Annotated in this window: 18 protein-coding genes; 9 read left to right on the top strand and 9 right to left on the bottom strand. The window is 69.1% G+C overall.

Features of this window, described 5'->3' with window-relative positions:
• Nucleotides 1-38: 38 nt before the first annotated feature.
• Both ABD732_RS03995 and ABD732_RS03990 read left to right on the top strand, forming a co-directional pair.
• Nucleotides 39-1,205 (top strand): acyl-CoA dehydrogenase family protein, encoded by a 1,167-nt coding sequence (locus ABD732_RS03995; RefSeq protein ID WP_344780823.1) that lies wholly within the window; start codon nucleotides 39-41, stop codon nucleotides 1,203-1,205.
• A 35-nt stretch (nucleotides 1,206-1,240) separates the two neighbouring features.
• On the top strand, nucleotides 1,241-2,101 hold the full coding sequence (locus ABD732_RS03990) for a mycofactocin-coupled SDR family oxidoreductase (RefSeq protein WP_344780821.1): 861 nt from the start codon (nucleotides 1,241-1,243) through the stop codon (nucleotides 2,099-2,101).
• A gap of 79 nt (nucleotides 2,102-2,180) precedes the next feature.
• Here the strand turns inward: ABD732_RS03990 and ABD732_RS03985 are convergent, their stop codons facing one another.
• The 8 genes from ABD732_RS03985 to ABD732_RS03950 form a co-directional block, all read right to left on the bottom strand.
• On the bottom strand, nucleotides 2,181-2,726 hold the full coding sequence (locus ABD732_RS03985; protein WP_344780820.1) for a nuclear transport factor 2 family protein: 546 nt from the start codon (nucleotides 2,724-2,726) through the stop codon (nucleotides 2,181-2,183).
• Entirely contained in the window at nucleotides 2,723-3,169 is a 447-nt protein-coding gene (locus ABD732_RS03980) for an acyl-CoA thioesterase (protein WP_344780818.1), read from the bottom strand. The genes ABD732_RS03985 and ABD732_RS03980 overlap by 4 nt, the downstream gene beginning before the upstream one ends.
• A complete protein-coding gene (locus tag ABD732_RS03975) occupies nucleotides 3,162-3,620 on the bottom strand; it encodes a MaoC/PaaZ C-terminal domain-containing protein (protein WP_344780816.1) in 459 nt (152 codons plus the stop codon). Before ABD732_RS03975 ends, ABD732_RS03980 begins: the two co-directional genes overlap by 8 nt.
• Nucleotides 3,617-4,069: a hypothetical protein gene (locus ABD732_RS03970; RefSeq protein WP_344780814.1), complete on the bottom strand. Its 453-nt coding sequence runs from the start codon at nucleotides 4,067-4,069 to the stop codon at nucleotides 3,617-3,619. The genes ABD732_RS03975 and ABD732_RS03970 overlap by 4 nt, the downstream gene beginning before the upstream one ends.
• The gene (locus ABD732_RS03965; protein WP_344780812.1) at nucleotides 4,059-5,615 is read right to left on the bottom strand and encodes an AMP-binding protein; all 1,557 of its coding nucleotides are present in this window, start codon (nucleotides 5,613-5,615) and stop codon (nucleotides 4,059-4,061) included. Before ABD732_RS03965 ends, ABD732_RS03970 begins: the two co-directional genes overlap by 11 nt.
• Before the next feature lie 20 nt (nucleotides 5,616-5,635).
• Nucleotides 5,636-6,040 carry a nuclear transport factor 2 family protein gene (locus ABD732_RS03960; protein WP_344780810.1) on the bottom strand — a complete coding sequence of 135 codons (405 nt, stop codon included), beginning with the start codon at nucleotides 6,038-6,040 and terminating at the stop codon, nucleotides 5,636-5,638.
• 86 nt (nucleotides 6,041-6,126) lie between these two features.
• Complete coding sequence (locus ABD732_RS03955) at nucleotides 6,127-6,705, bottom strand: nuclear transport factor 2 family protein (protein WP_344780808.1); 579 nt, start codon at nucleotides 6,703-6,705, stop codon at nucleotides 6,127-6,129.
• On the bottom strand, nucleotides 6,702-7,178 hold the full coding sequence (locus tag ABD732_RS03950) for a nuclear transport factor 2 family protein (RefSeq protein ID WP_344780806.1): 477 nt from the start codon (nucleotides 7,176-7,178) through the stop codon (nucleotides 6,702-6,704). The genes ABD732_RS03955 and ABD732_RS03950 overlap by 4 nt, the downstream gene beginning before the upstream one ends.
• Nucleotides 7,179-7,421: 243 nt before the next feature.
• Between ABD732_RS03950 and ABD732_RS03945 the strand changes: the two genes are divergently transcribed.
• Together ABD732_RS03945 and ABD732_RS03940 are read left to right on the top strand one after the other, a co-directional pair.
• A complete protein-coding gene (locus tag ABD732_RS03945; protein ID WP_344780804.1) occupies nucleotides 7,422-9,050 on the top strand; it encodes a flavin-containing monooxygenase in 1,629 nt (542 codons plus the stop codon).
• A 30-nt stretch (nucleotides 9,051-9,080) separates the two neighbouring features.
• Nucleotides 9,081-10,517, top strand: a complete 1,437-nt coding sequence (locus ABD732_RS03940; protein WP_344780802.1) for an aldehyde dehydrogenase — start codon at nucleotides 9,081-9,083, stop codon at nucleotides 10,515-10,517.
• Between the two features lie 398 nt (nucleotides 10,518-10,915).
• Here the strand turns inward: ABD732_RS03940 and ABD732_RS03935 are convergent, their stop codons facing one another.
• Entirely contained in the window at nucleotides 10,916-11,113 is a 198-nt protein-coding gene (locus ABD732_RS03935; RefSeq protein WP_344780800.1) for a ferredoxin, read from the bottom strand.
• Between the two features lie 140 nt (nucleotides 11,114-11,253).
• On the opposite strand from ABD732_RS03935, the gene ABD732_RS03930 reads away from it, so the two are divergent.
• Genes ABD732_RS03930 through ABD732_RS03910 form a run of 5 tightly spaced genes read left to right on the top strand, consistent with a single transcriptional unit; the run spans nucleotide 11,254 to nucleotide 15,784 of the window.
• Entirely contained in the window at nucleotides 11,254-12,525 is a 1,272-nt protein-coding gene (locus tag ABD732_RS03930) for a cytochrome P450 (protein WP_344780798.1), read from the top strand.
• Nucleotides 12,522-13,679, top strand: a complete 1,158-nt coding sequence (locus tag ABD732_RS03925; protein ID WP_344780796.1) for an NAD(P)/FAD-dependent oxidoreductase — start codon at nucleotides 12,522-12,524, stop codon at nucleotides 13,677-13,679. The genes ABD732_RS03930 and ABD732_RS03925 overlap by 4 nt, the downstream gene beginning before the upstream one ends.
• Nucleotides 13,680-13,701: 22 nt before the next feature.
• Nucleotides 13,702-14,484, top strand: a complete 783-nt coding sequence (locus ABD732_RS03920) for an enoyl-CoA hydratase/isomerase family protein (RefSeq protein WP_344780794.1) — start codon at nucleotides 13,702-13,704, stop codon at nucleotides 14,482-14,484.
• Between the two features lie 40 nt (nucleotides 14,485-14,524).
• Nucleotides 14,525-15,280: an SDR family NAD(P)-dependent oxidoreductase gene (locus tag ABD732_RS03915; RefSeq protein ID WP_344780792.1), complete on the top strand. Its 756-nt coding sequence runs from the start codon at nucleotides 14,525-14,527 to the stop codon at nucleotides 15,278-15,280.
• Nucleotides 15,281-15,325: 45 nt separating this feature from the next.
• A complete protein-coding gene (locus tag ABD732_RS03910; protein ID WP_344780790.1) occupies nucleotides 15,326-15,784 on the top strand; it encodes a MaoC family dehydratase in 459 nt (152 codons plus the stop codon).
• Nucleotides 15,785-15,831: the final 47 nt, after the last annotated feature.

Below are 15,831 nucleotides of genomic sequence, written 5' to 3'. Positions count from 1 at the left end.
CGACATCCCCTTTTCCGATCCACACCTGGAGACACCCAATGAGCTCAGCCACGATGAGCCCGGACACCACCACCGACCTGTTCGCCCTGCCGGAGACCTACCGCGACCTGCAGGACCGCGCCCGTGAGCTGGCCGTCAGCGTCCGGGACGTCGCCGCCCGCGCCGACGAGGCCAGCGAGACCGACCCGGACGTGCGCGCACGGCTGGCCGCCTCCGGCCTCACCGCGCTGGCCGTGCCCGCCCGGTGGGGCGGCACCTTCGACGCCGTCGACTCGCTGGCGATGACGGTGGTCCGCGAGCAGCTGGCCGCCGAGAGCGCCCATCTGGACTCGATGTTCGCCATGCAGGGCATCGGCAGCTACGGCCTGGCTCTGGGCGGGTCGGACGCGGTGCGCGACGAGTGGCTGCCGAAGGTCGCGAGCTTGGAGGCCATCGCCGCGCTGTGCCTCACCGAGCCGCACGTGGGATCGGACCTGAAGGCGCTGACCACCCGCGCGGAGGTCGACGGCGACCGGATCGTGCTGAACGGGCACAAGTCGTTCATCACCAACGGCGGCGACGCCGACTTCTACAGCGTGCTGGCCCGCGAGGACGACGGCTACTCGCTGTTCTTCGTGCCCGCCGACAGCCCCGGGCTGAGCACCGAGCGCCCCCACCAGATCATCGCGCCGCACGTGCTGGCCGACGTGATCTTCGCCGACGTCGCGATTCCGCTCGATCACCGGATCGGCGAACCCGGTCAGGGTTTCTCGCTGGTACTGGCCACCCTGGCCACCTTCCGGGTGTCGGTGGCCGGCGCCGCGGTGGGCATGGCGCAGAGCGCGCTGGCGCTGGCGCTGGAGCACGCCAACGCCCGCGAACAGTTCGGCGGTCCGCTGTCCAAGCTGGGCTCGGTCCCCGAACACCTGGCCACCTGCTGGACCGACATCGAGGCCGCACGCTCGCTCACCTACCGGGCCGCCGCCGCGTCGGCGCGGGATGCGCGCGGCAGCCTGCACCTGTCGTCGATGGCCAAGGTGGTCGCCACCGAGACGTGCGGGCGGGTGGTGGACCGCAGCGTGCAGATCATGGGCCGGTTCGGCATCGTGCGCGGCTCGGACATCGAACGCCTCTACCGGGCCGCGCGCCCGGCCCGCATCTACGAGGGCTCCACCGAAGTGATCCTCGACTCCCTCGCCCGCCAGCTGGTCAAGAACGGTCTGTAGCCGGGGCACGTCCCCTCGACACGAAGGAGAACACCATGGGAATCCTCGACGGCAAGGTCGTCTTCATCACCGGCGCCGGACACGGGCAGGGCCGCGCGCACGCGGTGACCGCCGCCCGCGAGGGCGCCGACGTGATCGCCACCGACCTCGATCGGCCGATCGACGGTGTGCGGTATCGGCTGGCCACCGCCGACGATCTGGCCGAGACCGGGCGCCTCGTGGAGCAGGCCGGCGGCCGGGTCCTCACCCGGATCGCCGACGTCCGCTCGTCGGAGGACCTCGACGCGGCCGTGGCCGAGGGCATCGAGACCTTCGGCAAGATCGACGTGCTGATCGCCAACGCCGGAATCTTCACCCAGGCTCCGTTCTGGAAGATGGACGAGCAGACCTGGGACGACGTCCTGGACGTCAATCTCAAGGGCGTGTGGCGCACCATGAAGGCCGTCACCCCGCACCTGATCGACCGCAAGACGGGCTCGATCATCCTCACCACGTCGGTGAACTCGGTGATGGGCAATCCGTCGGCGGCGCACTACACCGCCGCCAAGCACGGGGTGCTCGGCTTGATGCGCAGCGCTGCGCAGACGCTGGGCCCGCTCGGTATTCGGGTCAACTCGGTGGCGCCGGGCCTCATCGACACCCCGATGACCAACTTTCAGGAACTCTACGACCAGATGGCCGGCCATCCCGGCGCCGACCGATCCGACTACGACAAGGCCGCACTGCACTACGGCATCCTGGCCGGGCAGGGTGCGCTGCCGCCGGAGACCATCGCCAACGCCGCCGCCTGGCTGGCCTCCGACGGGTCCTACGCGGTCACCGGCCAGAACATCGTGATCGACGCCGGGCACACCATCCTGCCGGGCTTCAACCCGGCGCCGGTCGCCCTGCACTGAGACACTCGCCGGCGCCCACGCAGCCAAGAATCCCGGAGACCGCGGTCTCCGGGATTCTTCGGTTCGGGGGGGCTCCGAATCAGGCGAACCAGCGGCCGCGCATGGCGCGGGGCGGCTCGCCCGGCAGCCGGACCCGGTCCTCGTCGGGCAGCGTGGCACCGTACTCGCCGGACCGGGCGGCGTAGACGAACCGGATCTTCCGCTCGGTGAACACCCACCGGCCCTCGTGCACGGCGAAGGCGTCCTCGTACTCGTGCGCCGCGACCACCACTCCCCGGGACGTGACCAGCTCGGCGTGCGCGGTCGCGATGCCGGCGCCGGTACGCCCGTCCACGTGCACCACCTGGGTCTCCGGGGTGTGCAGCATGCGGCGGAAGCCGTCCATCGAGGCCCGCAGCAGCGCCAGGATCTCGCCGCGGCCGTGCGCCCGTTCGCCGTCGCGGTCGAGTACGGCGTCAGGGGCGAACATCGCTTCCAGCGCGGCCACGTCGTGGGCGTCCACCGCGATGGCGTACAGCGCGGTCAGATCGCGCAGGGATTCGCGGGAGGCGGCCGGGTCCGGTGTGCCGCCGGGCGCCGCGGTCACCGCCGTCCGCGCCAGTACCCAGCTCGTCAGATCCTTCATTCCACCGCGAATCTCGGTGCCGGCAGGGAGGACAGCGCGCGCGCCAGTGGCTCCGGGATGGGCGCCTTCCCGAAGGACCCGGGATCGCGGACGGCGAAGGTCATCACGCCCTTGGTCACCAGCTGGCCGTCGCGGGTGAACTCGAATCCGACGGCGTACGAGGTGGTGCCGATGCGTTCGGCGACGGCCTGGCAGTGCAGTGCGTCGAAGACGCGCACGGTCTGCAGGTAGCGCGCCGAGGAGTTCAGGCCGACGGTCATCACCCCGACGTCGTCGATCAGCTCGCCGCCGCGCAGGCCGTGCGAGTACAGCCAGGTGGTGTAGCAGCGTTCCATCCACCGGTAGTAGATGGCGAAGTAGGCGATGCCGACGGCATCGCAGTCGCCGTAGGCGAGCTGGAACTCCAGTGCCCCGTCCTCGATCCGTGCGGCCGACTCAGCCATCTGCGGTCCTCTCCTCATCGTCGGTGTTCGGGTCGGGCAGCACGATCAGCGCCCGCCCGTGCAGCACGCGGTCGCCGCCCGCCACGTCCAGCCAGATCTCGCAGTCGGCCACGCGCTGCGCGCCGTCGGTCACGATCTCGGTGACCACCGCGCCCGGCCGGACGGTCTGCCCGGCGAAGACGTTCCCGGCGAAACGCACCCGGAACTCGCGCAGCCGCCCGTGGCCGCCGGCCCACTGCGCCAGCATCGACTGCAGGTAGCCCATGTTCAGCGGCCCCTGGTTCACCGGGGCGTCGCCCAGGCCGAGGGCGGCCACCACGCGGGTGTCCCAGTGGATCGGGTTGGGGTCGTTCAGCAGCGCCGCGACCGTCTTCATCGGTTCGGCGCGCACCACGATCTCGCGGCCGGTGACTTCGTCGCCGACGGCCGTCGCCGCGCTCGCCGGCCTCATGCGGCACCTCCGCGGGGCAGGATCAGCGAGTTCCAGCAGGTGGCCACCAACTCGTCGTCGCGCCGCAGCTGCAGTTCGTAACCCACCACGTCGAAGACGCCCGTGCGGCGTCCGGACTTGCGGTCGACCGAGGTGATCGTGCCGCTCACCCGGTAGTCGGCGCAGGTGAGTTCGCCGTGGAAGACGGTGCGGTGTTCCCCGAACATCGGACCGTCGGCGGCGGTGGCCCCGAACCAGGCGAAGAACTCGTCCCAGCTCAGGCCCATGCCGCCGACCGACGTCATCCAGGCGAGCACCGGGTGGACGCCACCGGCCCACGGATCGTCGCCGAGCGCATCGGCCATCAGCCAGGCCTTCCACTGCTCGATCGAGCAGGTGCCGCCGGGCAGTTCCCGGCCCACCAGCCCCGAATAGTCGTCCACCGAACAGTCGTCCACGTCAGACGTCACGGTCGTGTGCCTCCCAATACGGCTTACGCAGTTCTCTCTTGAGGATCTTGCCGGTCGGCGCCTTCGGAAGGGCGTCGACGAACTCGATCGACCGCGGCTTCTGATACCCGGCGAGGGTCTTGCGGGCCTGATCGATCAGTTCCTGCTCGGAGGCCTCCTGACCCGGCTTCAGCACGACGAAGCCCTTCACCGACTCGCCCCAGGTCTCGTCCGGGACGCCGATGACCGCGCATTCGAGGACCGCGGAGTGGCCGGCGATGGCCTCCTCCACCTGGACCGAGTAGATGTTCTCGCCGCCGGAGATGATCATGTCCTTGGCGCGGTCGACGATGAAGACGTACCGGTCCTCGTCCCAGGTGGCCACGTCGCCGGTCCACATCCAGCCGTCCCGGAGGGTCCGCGCCGTCAGCTCCGGCTGATTGAGGTAGCCGAGCATGTTGGCCGGGCTCTTCACGATGATCTCGCCGGGCGTGGTGTTGTCGGTGGGCACCGGCTTCCCGGTCAGCGGATCGACCACCCGGACCTGCGTCACGAAGCCCTCGCGGCCGCACGAACGCAGCCGTTCGCTGTGGATCCCGGCGACCGCGGCCGTGTGATCCTCCTGCGACAGGAAGGTCATCGTGGTGCCCTCGGTCTGCCCGTATCCCTGAATCAGGGTGCACGGGAAGGCTTCCAACGACTGCCGCACGATGTTGGACGGCATCGGGCCGCCGCCGTACTGGAGGTTGCGCAGGCTGGACAGGTCGAAGGACGCGAAGTCCTTCTCGGCCATCATCCAGTTGAGCATCGTCGTCACACCGAGGAACGCGGAGACGCGTTCGTTCTCGATCAATTCCAGCGCCAGCCGGGGCGCGAAGTTCATCAGCACCAGCGGGCAGCCGTGCTTCATGTAGTTCATCGCCAGCACGATCGGGATGTGGTACATCTGCCCGGTCAGCATGTAGACGTCGGTGGGCACGATACGTTCGGCCACAGTCTGATTCAGCATGCCGGCCGCGGCACTGGCGTGGCTGTGCAACGCCCCCTTGGACGGGCCGGTGGTGCCACCGGTGTACAGCAGGAAGAACGGATCGTCCGGCGCCACCAGATCCACGCCGGCCACCTCGTCGTCGGAGGCCGCCTCGATCAGCGCCTCCAGGCTGCCGTCGCCGTCGGGCCCGAACTCGAACCAGCGCGGAACGTCGACGAGCCCCTGCAGTTGCGCACCGACGTCGGCGAACTCCGACTCGATGATGACCGCCTTGGGCTTGGCGTCGGCGATCAGGTCGGCCAGCGCCGGCGTCGCCAGCCGCCAGTTGAGCGGCTGCGTCACCAGCCCGGCCCGGCCGGCCGCGTAGTACAGCGCCTGGTATTCGATGCAGTTGCGCGAGAGCATGGCGACGATGTCGCCCTTCACCAGGCCGCGGGCCAGCAGGCCGTTGGCCATCCGGCGCACCATCGCGTCGAAGTTGCGCCAGTCGATACGGCGGTCACCGGCCGCGTCGTACACGGCCTGCGCGCCGGGGGTCAGCGCCGCCCACTTCGCCGGGATCAGTCCTTGATTCATCGGAGTTCTCCTCGCCGCGGTCAGTAGGGCCGGTCGAGCTCGAGGTCGAGCTCGCGCAGCGTCAGGACGCCGTCGCGGTCGGCGATCCGGAGCCGGTAGACCCCGGCGGTGATCAGCGTGATCTCCCCGTTCGCGGTGCCCACCAGGGTCAGGTAGTGCGTGGTGGTGATCTCTTCGCCCGCACCCGGGTGCACGATCAGGTTGGAGTTGATGTGGCGCCGCTGGTCGCTCTGCGAGCCCATCGCACCGGCCATCAATTCCATGATCGCCGCCTTGCCGGCGAACTCGACGGGATCGGCGTCGGGCAGCCGCATGCGGAAGACGGCGTCGTCGCTGAAGATCCGTCCCATCTCGTCCAGGTCGGAGGTGTCGTACGCCAGGGAGTAGCGGTTCACCAGGTCTTCGATTCGTTCACGCAGTGCCATGTCGGCGCCTTTCCTAGAAGTCGGAAGTACAGGGAAGTCGGAAATACAGGGAAGTCGGAAGTACGGGAGGTCGGGAATGCACGCGGTCACTCGGTGGGTGCGGTGAGGGCGCGCAGCCAGTCCGGGGCCCGGCCACCGGACTCGGCCCGCAGGACCGTCGGCCAATCGGCGGGCCCGGGCCGGGCGTAGGCGCGATTGCGCTCCGCGGAGACCAGCACCGTCGCGTACTCCTCGGCCGAGCAGTAGTAGAAGTACGACATGACACGGTCGGCGATCCGCCAGCCGGCAGGCGTGCGTCGGTAGACGTCGCGGTAGCGCAGGGCCACCAGCGTCGGCTCGCCGTTGCGCACCAGTTCGGCGTGGCCGGTGAGCACACCGGTGGCGGTGTCCGGGTCGTCCGGGTCCGGGGTGATCAACACACCGTGGGAGAAGTGGAAGGTGGGTCCCAGGACCGCGAACCGTTCCCGGTAGATCTCCTCCAGGGCGGCGAGCCCGGTCGCGTCGAAGACGCCGTCGCCCGATCCCAGATGCGCGTCGGCGGTGAACACGGCGGACAGGCCGGCCAGGTCCCGCTCGTCCATCACGTGGAAGTACAGCAGCACCAGATCTTCGATGGCCGCACGATCTTCCAGGCGCCGCAACCGGATCTCGACGGTCTCGCTCATCGCGGGATCGCCCCGAAGGTGTCGATGCCGCCGGGGGCGAGCATCTGCGGGTCGAGCACCGCCATGGAGGACACGTCGATCCGTTTGGACAGCAGGCGCCAGCGTCCGTCGCGGCGGGCGATGCGGTCGGTGTAGCGGCCCCAGATCTGCCGGGCCTCGCCGGTGCCGTGTGTGGTGAGAGCGAGGAACTTGGAGTGCACCACCGCCGAGCCGTCGTCGCGGCGAGACACCTGGATGTTGGTGGCCATGTGGTGCGCCACCGTGATGTCCTCGGCGGCGAATCGCCGGTACAGGTCCAGAAAGGCCTGCGCGCCGTACACGGTGCCGTCGTGCCTGGTCAGCTCCACATCAGGGTCGATGATGCCGGCCAGCCCGTCGATGTCGCGGGCGTCGACGAGCTCCTGGTATTCGATCAGGAGCCGTTCGCCGGCACGGTGCAGCATCAGTTCTTCGAGGTCTTCGGGGTCTGCCATGGGGATTGCGTCCCTTCCTCTAATCTCGGACGATCATATGCATAGATTGTGGCGGATGTCACGACTCTCGAATCTTCGGCGTGATCCCGGCGCGGCGGAGTATCCGAATTCCGCCAACTCCTTTTCAATCATAATAACCATGCGTATAGTTTGCGTCACAGTCCAGAGTTCCGGTGAAGTGCACCACTGACGTCACGGCGGGCCGACACCCGGACTGATCCCCACGGCAAGGAGCAACGAACCATGACGACCCAGACCCCGAAACCCACGACCATCCACGAGACCGAGGTGCTCGTCGCCGGCGCCGGCTTCTCCGGCCTCTACCTGCTGCACCGCCTGCGTTCGGAGGGCCACCGGGTCCACGTGGTCGAGTCCGCGCCGGAGGTGGGCGGCACCTGGTACTGGAACCGCTACCCGGGCGCGCGCTGCGACGTGGAGAGCGTGGACTACTCCTACAGCTGGGACGAGGACCTCCAGCAGGAATGGGACTGGACCGAGAAGTACCCGGCACAGGGCGACATCCTCGCCTACCTCAAGCACGTCGCCGATCGCTTCGACCTCCGCAAGGACATCGACTTCAACACCACGCTCAGCTCGGCCACCTGGGACGAGAGCCAGGGACTGTGGACCGCCGAGACCGACGACGGGCGCGTCTACCGGGCGCGCTACCTGCTGATGGCGATCGGTTGCCTGTCCACCCCGAAGGAGGTCGACCTGCCCGGTTTCGACCGGTATACCGGAGAGGTGCTGCGCACCTGGAACTGGCCGGAGGGCGAAGACCTCGCGGGCAAGAACGTGGCCGTCGTCGGCACCGGCTCCACCGGTGCCCAGGTGATCCCGGCGCTGGCCGAGACCGTCGCCGACCTGACGGTGCTGCAGCGCACCCCCAACTTCGTGATCCCCACGCGCAACCGTCCCCTGCAGGACGGTGAGCTGGAGGCGGTGAAGGCCGAGTACGCCGACCGCCGCGACCGCAACCGCAACCATCCGGCAGGGGTCTTCCGCGACGACAACGAGAAGAACGTCGCCGACGTGGACGCCGAAGAACTGCGTGCGACCTTCGAGGAGCGCTGGGAAGGCGGCGGCATCAACTTCCTGGGATCGTTCGCCGACCTGATGTTCGAGCAGTCCGCCAACGACGCGGTGGTCGAGTTCGTGCACAGCAAGATCGCCGAGATCGTCGACGACCAGGAGGTGGCCGACTCGCTGAAGCCCGAGGGCTACCCGCTGGGCGCCAAGCGCCCCGTCGTGGCCACCGACTACTACGAGACCTTCAACCGTCCCAACGTCCACCTGATCGACGTCAAGAAGACGCCGCTGGCCTCCTTCACCGAGACCGGCATCGAACTGGCCGACGGCACCACCGAGGACTTCGACGCCGTGGTCCTGGCCACCGGCTTCGACGCCTTCACCGGTTCGTTCACCAAGATGGACATCCGCGGCACCGGCAACAGGTCGCTCGCCGAGGCCTGGGGCACCGAGGGCGCCAAGACCCAGCTCGGCCTGGCGACCGCCGGTTTCCCGAACATGATCATCGTCGCCAACGTCGGCAGCCCGTCGGTGCTGGCCAACATGGTGACCGCCATCGAACAGCACGTGGAGTGGATCTCCCAGCTGCTCGCCGACATGCGCGAGAACGGCTACACGATGATCGAAGCCGAGAAGGACGCCCAGGAGAAGTGGGCCGCCACCGTCGAAGAGGTCGCCGCGATGACGCTGTGGCCCAACGGCGACTCCGGCTCCTGGTACCGCGGCGCCAACATCGAGGGTAAGCCCCAGCTGTTCATGCCGTACGCCGCCGGCGTCGTCGAGTACGGCGACGCCATCGAGAAGTCCGCCGCCAACGGCTACGCGGGCTTCGTCCGTTCCTGATCCCCGCCCCGCCAACAGAAAGCACACCAGATGTCCATTCGTAGTTTCGACAAGCTGTTCATCGACGGAGCGTGGGTCGAGCCGCACTCCGACTCCGTGATCGAGGTGGTCTCGCCGATCGACAACACCGTGATCGCCACCGTCCCCGAGGCCGACACCGAAGATCTGAACCGGGCGGTCGCCGCCGCCCGCAAGGCCTTCGACGAGGGCCCCTGGCCGCGCATGTCCCCGCAAGAGCGCGCCGGTTATCTCAAGCGCATCGGCGACGAGGTGGTCAAGCGCATCCCGGAGATGTCGGAGGCCTTCACCGTCGAGATCGGGGCGCCCGCCGCCGTCTCGGCCGCCTTCCACGACAACGCCCGCAAGATGTGGGGCGATTCGTCGACGCTGTACGAGCGCTTCGAGTTCGAAGAGGACCGCACCTGGGCCGACGGCGGCCACGGCAAGCTGGTCCGCGAGCCCGTCGGCGTCGCCGCGGTGATCATCCCGTGGAACGGCCCGGTGGCCACCGGATCGCTCAAGATGGGCCCGGCGCTGGCCGCCGGCTGCACCGTGGTCTTCAAGCCCGCCCCCGAGGGGCCGGTGAGCACCATGCTGCTGGCCGAAGCCATCGAGGCCGCCGGTCTGCCCGACGGCGTGGTGAACCTGGTGACCGGCGGCCGCGAGTTCGGCCAGCAGCTGGTGGACCATCCCGACGTGGACAAGGTGTCGTTCACCGGCAGCACCGCCGCCGGACGCAAGATCATGGCCTCGGTGGCCGACCGCATCGGCCGGGTGAGCCTGGAGCTGGGCGGCAAGTCCGCCGCCGTCATCACCGAAGACGCGCCGCTCGAAGACGTGCTCTCCACGCTGATCTTCGCCGGGGTGGCCAACTCCGGTCAGGTCTGTGCGGCGCTGACCCGCGTGCTGGTCCCACGCTCCCGCCAGGACGAGGTGGTCTCGGCGATGCAGGAGGCCTACGCCGGTCTCACCGTCGGCGACCCGCGCGAGGAGACCACGGTGCTCGGACCGCTGTCGAGCAAGCGGCAGCAGGAGCGGGTGCTCGATTACATCAAGATCGGCGTGGACGAGGGCGCCCGACTGGTGACCGGCGGCGGAGTGCCCGAGGGACTGGACGGCGGCTGCTACGTGGAGCCGACCATCTTCGCCGACGTGACCCCGGACATGCGGATCGCCAAGGAGGAGATCTTCGGTCCGGTCGTGTCGGTGATCCCCTACGACTCCATCGACGAGGCCGTCGACATCGCCAACGGCACCGAGTACGGACTGTCCGGCGCCGTCTACGCCAAGGACGACGCGACCGCCGAGGCCATCGCCCGCCGGATCCGCACCGGCCAGATCGGCATCAACACCTGGGACATGTGCGTCACCCAGCCCTTCGGCGGGTACAAGCAGTCCGGACTGGGCCGTGAGGGCAACGTCGAGGGCCTCGGAGCCTTCCTGGAGACCAAGCTGCTCATGCGCTGACGTCCTCCAGCAGCCAAAGCCGTGGCGCACCTCCGGTCGGAGGTGCGCCACGGCTCGTTTCGCGGGTCCGTCTCTCGCCGGTCGAGCACTGCACCCCGACGGTCGAGCGCTACATCCCGGCGGTCGAGCATGCATCCCGGCGGTCGAGCATGCATCCCGGCGGTCGAGCGAAGTCGAGACCACTCACGGGCGTTCGTTTCGACACGGCCTCGGCTAACGCCTCGCCCCGGCTCAACGAGCGAGCAAGGTGAACGAACGAGCAAGAAGGCGCCTCGCCCGGCTCAGCGCAGAGCGGAGCCGGGCGAGGGACGAGATGAAGTAGGGCTGTGGCCGGAGCCGGCTCGGACGGGGCTGTCGCCGGCGAGGCTCCGGGATCGGGCTGTTGCTGTTGCCGTTGCTCAGTCGTCGATGATCGACAGGGCGACCTCCGGGCACGATTCCACGCCCAGCGCCGCGGCGTCTTCGAGCTCGGCGGGGATATCGCCGGTGAACCGGAGCACCACCTGGCCCTCGTCGTCGGAGTCGTACACGTCCGGTGCCGACATCCGGCACAATCCGTGCCCCTGGCACTTGCTCTGATCTGCCTGGATCCTCATGTCTCCACCATCCTTTCTCGGTAGCCGATCCTTCGTCCGAACCGCGTCGTCCGCACGGTGAACCGCTCTACACTTGACCTTGAACTGATAATAACTATTATCATAGACAACAGTGAGCCCGGACACACAAGGAGTCCAAGATGAGCAGTGACAAAAGATGCCCCGTCATCCACTTCGATCACCATTCGGCGGAGCACACCGCGAATCACGTGGAGATCTATCGGGAGCTGATCGAGAAGGCTCCGGTGGGCTGGACCGAGGCCTACGGCGGATTCTGGGTGCTGTCCGACTACGCCTCAGTGTATGAGGCTTCGCGGAACGACGACCTGTTCTCGTCGGCCCGGCACGACGAATACGGCGGCCCGGGTCTGGCGGTGACCATCCCCAAGGCGCCGACCGAGTTCCACATCCCGATCGAGATCGATCCGCCGAACTCGGCGCCGTACCGCAAGATCATCAACAAGGCGACCGCCCCCAAGGCCGCCGAGCGGCTCCTACCGAAGATCGAGCACTACGTCACCGGCATCGTCGACTCGTTCATCGAGACCGGCGAGGCCGACCTGGCGATCGTCGCTGCGGTCCCGGCCATCGTGGTGATCGACTGGCTGGGCCTGGACCCTTCGGAATACCAGTTCTACGTCGACGCCATGCACACCCTGGTCTCGGCCGCCCCCGATTCCGAGGAGTACAAGCACGCCGCCGAGGTGGCGGTCCCCTGGGTCACCAAGACGGTGCGCGAGCACATCGCCTTCCGCCGCGAGAACCCGGCCGACGACATCACCACCTACTTCATCGATGCCGAGGTGGACGGCCGCAAGCTCGACGACGACGAGATCTACTCCATCCTGGAGCTGGTGATCTCCGGCGGCGTGGGCACCACCGCCTCGCTGGTGACCCAGTCCCTGGTGTGGCTGTACCAGAATCCCGAGGAGCGCCGTCAGCTGATCGAGGACCCCTCGATGCTCGACGTGGCGATGGAGGAGTTCCTGCGCGTCTTCTCCCCGACGCAGGCGCTGGCGCGCACCATCATGGAGGACACCGAGTTCCACGGCTGCCCGGTGCGCAAGGGCGATCGCGCGCTGCTGTCGTGGGCGGGAGCCAACCGCGACCCCGAGCAGTTCGACGACCCGGACAACGTGGACATCACCCGCTGGCCCAACCGGCACATCGCCTTCGGCGTCGGCGTGCACCGCTGCGCCGGCCTGTACATCGCCAAGGGCATCGCCCGCGAGATCTTCACGCAGGTGTTCACCCGGCTCGGCGATTACGTGGTCGACATGGACAACGTCGTCAGCTACCCGGACCAGGGCACCAACGCCGGTTACCACTCCATCCCGGTGACCTTCACCCCGGGCGAGCGGCTGCTGGGCGACACCCCCCTGTTCGGCGAGCACTACACCAAGTCGCGATGATCGCCCCCGACGGAACGGTCGTGGTGGTCGGCGGCGGCCTGGCCGCGGCACGCACCATCTCCACCCTCCGGCGCAAGAAGTTCACCGGGCCGATCGAGCTGATCACCGCCGAGGAGCACCTCCCCTACGACCGGCCGCCGCTGTCCAAGGACGTGCTGCGCGGGGAACGCGATCAGACCGCACTCCCGTTCGACACCGAGAAGCTCGGCGTCCGCGTGCACACCGGAACCGCCGCGACCGGCCTGGACACCGAGGGCCGGCGGCTGCACACCACCGGCGGCGAGTTCACCTACGACGGCCTGGTGCTGGCCACCGGCGCCGACCCGGTCCGCGTACCCGGCGACGGCCCCCAGCTGACCCTGCGCACACTCGACGATGCCCTCGCCCTGCGCGCGCGCCTGCAGCCCGGCGCCCGCGTGGTGCTCATCGGCGCCAGCTGGATCGGCGCCGAGGTGGCCACCGTCGCCGCCGCCCGCGGCGCCGAGGTGACCTGCCTGGAAGCCGGCGACGTCCCCCTCGGCGTCGCCCTGGGCACTGAGGTGGCCCGGCACCTGCTGCCGTGGTGGTCGGACATCGACCTGCGCTGCGGGACCTCGGTGGCGCAGGTGCGCCGCGACGGCGTGGAACTGGCCGACGGCACCGCGCTGCCCGCTGACGTGGTGGTGACCGGGATCGGTGTGCGGCCGGCCGTCGGCTGGCTCGCCGGCTCGGGCCTTCAGATCGACCGGGGCGTGCTCACCGACGAGCGTTGCCGCACCGGCGCCCCCGGCGTCGTGGCGCTCGGCGACGCCGCCCAGCGCTGGTCGCCGCGCACCGGCCGCCACGAGCTGATCGAGCATTGGGACGACGCGGGCGCCGCGGCGGCCACCGCTGTCGCAGCCCTGCTGACCGAGGATCCGCCGGCCTTCGATCCGGCCCCCTACTTCTGGTCCGACCAGTTCGGCCGCAAGATCCAGTACGTGGGCCGTCACGGGGCCGGCGACACCGTCTCGATCCAGACCACCGACGCCGGCGACCTGGATTCGGTGCAGTGGATCGACGCTGCCGGAACGCTCACCGCCTGGCTCGGCGTGGACCGGCCCCGCGACGTGGTGGCCGCCCGGACGGCCGTCGGCCTGCCCGCCGAGACCGAGACCGCCGCGCTCAGCAACTGACCCGACTGACAAGGAGGCCGGCATGACCGGTGTGAACGTGACCCGCGAGGACGGGGCGGTCTGGATCGAACTCGATCGACCCGACCGGCTCAACGCCTACGACATCGACATGGCGCACGACATCATCGCCGCGGTGCAGGGCGCCGCCGACGCCTACGCGGTGGTGATCACCGGGGCCGGCCGCGGATTCTGCGCGGGCGGCGCCCTGAACGAACTGGACGACCCCGATCCGGCGCTGCTGCGCGAACTGTTCACCACTTCGCTGCGCCTGCTGGAGAGCATCCGGGCGTGCCCGCGGCCGGTGATCGCCGCGGTGAACGGCCCGGCCGCCGGCGGCGGCAACGAACTGGTGATCGCCTGCGACTTCGCGATCGCCGCCCGCTCGGCGAGCTTCGGCCAGACCGGCCCGCGCGTGGGATCGTCGCCGGTGCTCGGCGCCACCAACGTGCTGCCGGTGCAGATCGGCGAGAAACGTGCCCGCGAGATGGCGATGCTGTGCCGTCGCTACACCGCCGAGCAGGCCTTCGAGATGGGCCTGGTGAACGAGGTGGTCGACGACGAGCAGCTGCGGGGACGCACCCGCGAGTGGATCGCCGAGATCTCCGCGCTCAGCCCCCGCTACCTGGAGATCACCAAGGCCAACAGCAACCACCTGTGGAACGCCGCGCAGGACTCGATGCGCAACGGCCTGGGCATGCTGATCCAGGCCATCGGCAGCCCGGACATGGTGGAGGGCGCCGGCGCCTTCCTGGCCGGCCGGGCCCCGCAGTTCCCGCCGCCGGCCAAGCGCCGCGACGCGCAGTGACCCTTTTCCCTCTCCCTTCCCCGTCCGACAGGCAGACCAGATGACTTCCACCCCTTTCGATCTCAGCGGCAAAGTCGCCCTCGTCACCGGCGGCAGCCGCGGCCTGGGCCGGGCGATGGTGCAGGCCTTCGCCGAGGCCGGCGCCGACGTGGTGATCGCGAGCCGCAAGCTCGAATCCTGTGAGGAGGCCGCCGAGCAGGTCCGCGCCTCCACCGGCCGACGCGCCCTGCCGCTGGCCTACCACGTCGGCGACTGGGACGCGGCCGAGCCGACCGTGGACGCGATCTACCGGGAGTTCGGCCGGCTGGACGTGCTGGTGAACAACGCCGGCATGTCCCCGCTCTACGACGGTGTCGACACCATCACCGAGGCGCTGTGGGACAAGGTCTTCGACGTGAACCTCAAGGGCCCGTTCCGGCTGTCGACGGTGGCCGGCACCCGGATGGCCGCGGCCGGCGGCGGCTCGATCATCTCCATCAGCAGCCGCGCCTCGCAGCGCCCGCGCCCGCACACCCTGCCCTACGCCGCCGCCAAGGCCGGCCTCAACGCGATGACGGTGGCCCTCGCACACGCACTGGGACCGGCGGTGCGGGTCAACGCCATCGTCGCCGGCACCTTCCTCACCGACGTGAGCAAAGCGTGGGATCAGGAGGCCTTCGCCAAGCGCGCGGAGACCTTCGCCCTGCGCCGCGGTGGCGATCCCGCCGAGATCACCGGCGCCGCACTGTATCTGGCGTCCGAGGCGGCCGGCTACACCACCGGTTCGCTGCTGACCGTCGACGGCGGACAGCCCTGATTCACCCCCCCCTGAAGATCCCCACCGCCCGAAGGAGACAGCACGATGCCCGGACTCTGGTACGAAGAATTCGAGATCGGCAAGGAGTACAAGCACGCCTGGTCGCGGACGGTCACCGAGTACGACAACGTGCTCTTCACGTCGATCACCATGAACCCGGCGCCGATCCACCTCGACGCCGAGTACATGAAGACCCAGCCTCACGGACAGCGGCTGATGAACAGCCTGTACACGGCGGGCCTGGTCGGCGGCATGATCGTCTACGACCTGACGATGGGCACCACCCTGGGCAATCTCGGCTACACCAAGTTCGACTTCCCGAACCCGGTCTTCCACGGCGACACCATCCGCGCCGAGAGCACCATCCTGGACAAGCGTGAATCCAAGTCGCGCACCGACTCGGGGATCGTCTACTTCGAGCATCGCGGCCTCAATCAGCGCGACGAGGTGGTGCACATCGCCCACCGGGCGGGCCTGATGCTCAAGCGGCCCACCGACGACTGAGTCGCCCGCCGGCGAGGTCACCGATACAGACACCGGCGCCGTCGTTC

The sequence above is a fragment of the Gordonia caeni genome, assembly GCF_039537105.1.
GTDB classification, from domain to species: domain Bacteria; phylum Actinomycetota; class Actinomycetes; order Mycobacteriales; family Mycobacteriaceae; genus Gordonia; species Gordonia caeni.
Note: the sequence above shows the minus strand (reverse complement) of the source record. Positions and strands in the feature narration are given on the sequence as shown.

Coding starts and splice junctions, on each gene's coding strand:
- ABD732_RS03995 (WP_344780823.1), top strand. CDS start 39: ATGAGCTCAGCCACGATGAGCCCGGACACCACCACCGACCTGTTCGCC.
- ABD732_RS03990 (WP_344780821.1), top strand. CDS start 1,241: ATGGGAATCCTCGACGGCAAGGTCGTCTTCATCACCGGCGCCGGACAC.
- ABD732_RS03985 (WP_344780820.1), bottom strand. CDS start 2,726: ATGAAGGATCTGACGAGCTGGGTACTGGCGCGGACGGCGGTGACCGCG.
- ABD732_RS03980 (WP_344780818.1), bottom strand. CDS start 3,169: ATGGCTGAGTCGGCCGCACGGATCGAGGACGGGGCACTGGAGTTCCAG.
- ABD732_RS03975 (WP_344780816.1), bottom strand. CDS start 3,620: ATGAGGCCGGCGAGCGCGGCGACGGCCGTCGGCGACGAAGTCACCGGC.
- ABD732_RS03965 (WP_344780812.1), bottom strand. CDS start 5,615: ATGAATCAAGGACTGATCCCGGCGAAGTGGGCGGCGCTGACCCCCGGC.
- ABD732_RS03960 (WP_344780810.1), bottom strand. CDS start 6,040: ATGGCACTGCGTGAACGAATCGAAGACCTGGTGAACCGCTACTCCCTG.
- ABD732_RS03955 (WP_344780808.1), bottom strand. CDS start 6,705: ATGAGCGAGACCGTCGAGATCCGGTTGCGGCGCCTGGAAGATCGTGCG.
- ABD732_RS03950 (WP_344780806.1), bottom strand. CDS start 7,178: ATGGCAGACCCCGAAGACCTCGAAGAACTGATGCTGCACCGTGCCGGC.
- ABD732_RS03945 (WP_344780804.1), top strand. CDS start 7,422: ATGACGACCCAGACCCCGAAACCCACGACCATCCACGAGACCGAGGTG.
- ABD732_RS03940 (WP_344780802.1), top strand. CDS start 9,081: ATGTCCATTCGTAGTTTCGACAAGCTGTTCATCGACGGAGCGTGGGTC.
- ABD732_RS03935 (WP_344780800.1), bottom strand. CDS start 11,113: ATGAGGATCCAGGCAGATCAGAGCAAGTGCCAGGGGCACGGATTGTGC.
- ABD732_RS03930 (WP_344780798.1), top strand. CDS start 11,254: ATGAGCAGTGACAAAAGATGCCCCGTCATCCACTTCGATCACCATTCG.
- ABD732_RS03925 (WP_344780796.1), top strand. CDS start 12,522: ATGATCGCCCCCGACGGAACGGTCGTGGTGGTCGGCGGCGGCCTGGCC.
- ABD732_RS03920 (WP_344780794.1), top strand. CDS start 13,702: ATGACCGGTGTGAACGTGACCCGCGAGGACGGGGCGGTCTGGATCGAA.
- ABD732_RS03915 (WP_344780792.1), top strand. CDS start 14,525: ATGACTTCCACCCCTTTCGATCTCAGCGGCAAAGTCGCCCTCGTCACC.
- ABD732_RS03910 (WP_344780790.1), top strand. CDS start 15,326: ATGCCCGGACTCTGGTACGAAGAATTCGAGATCGGCAAGGAGTACAAG.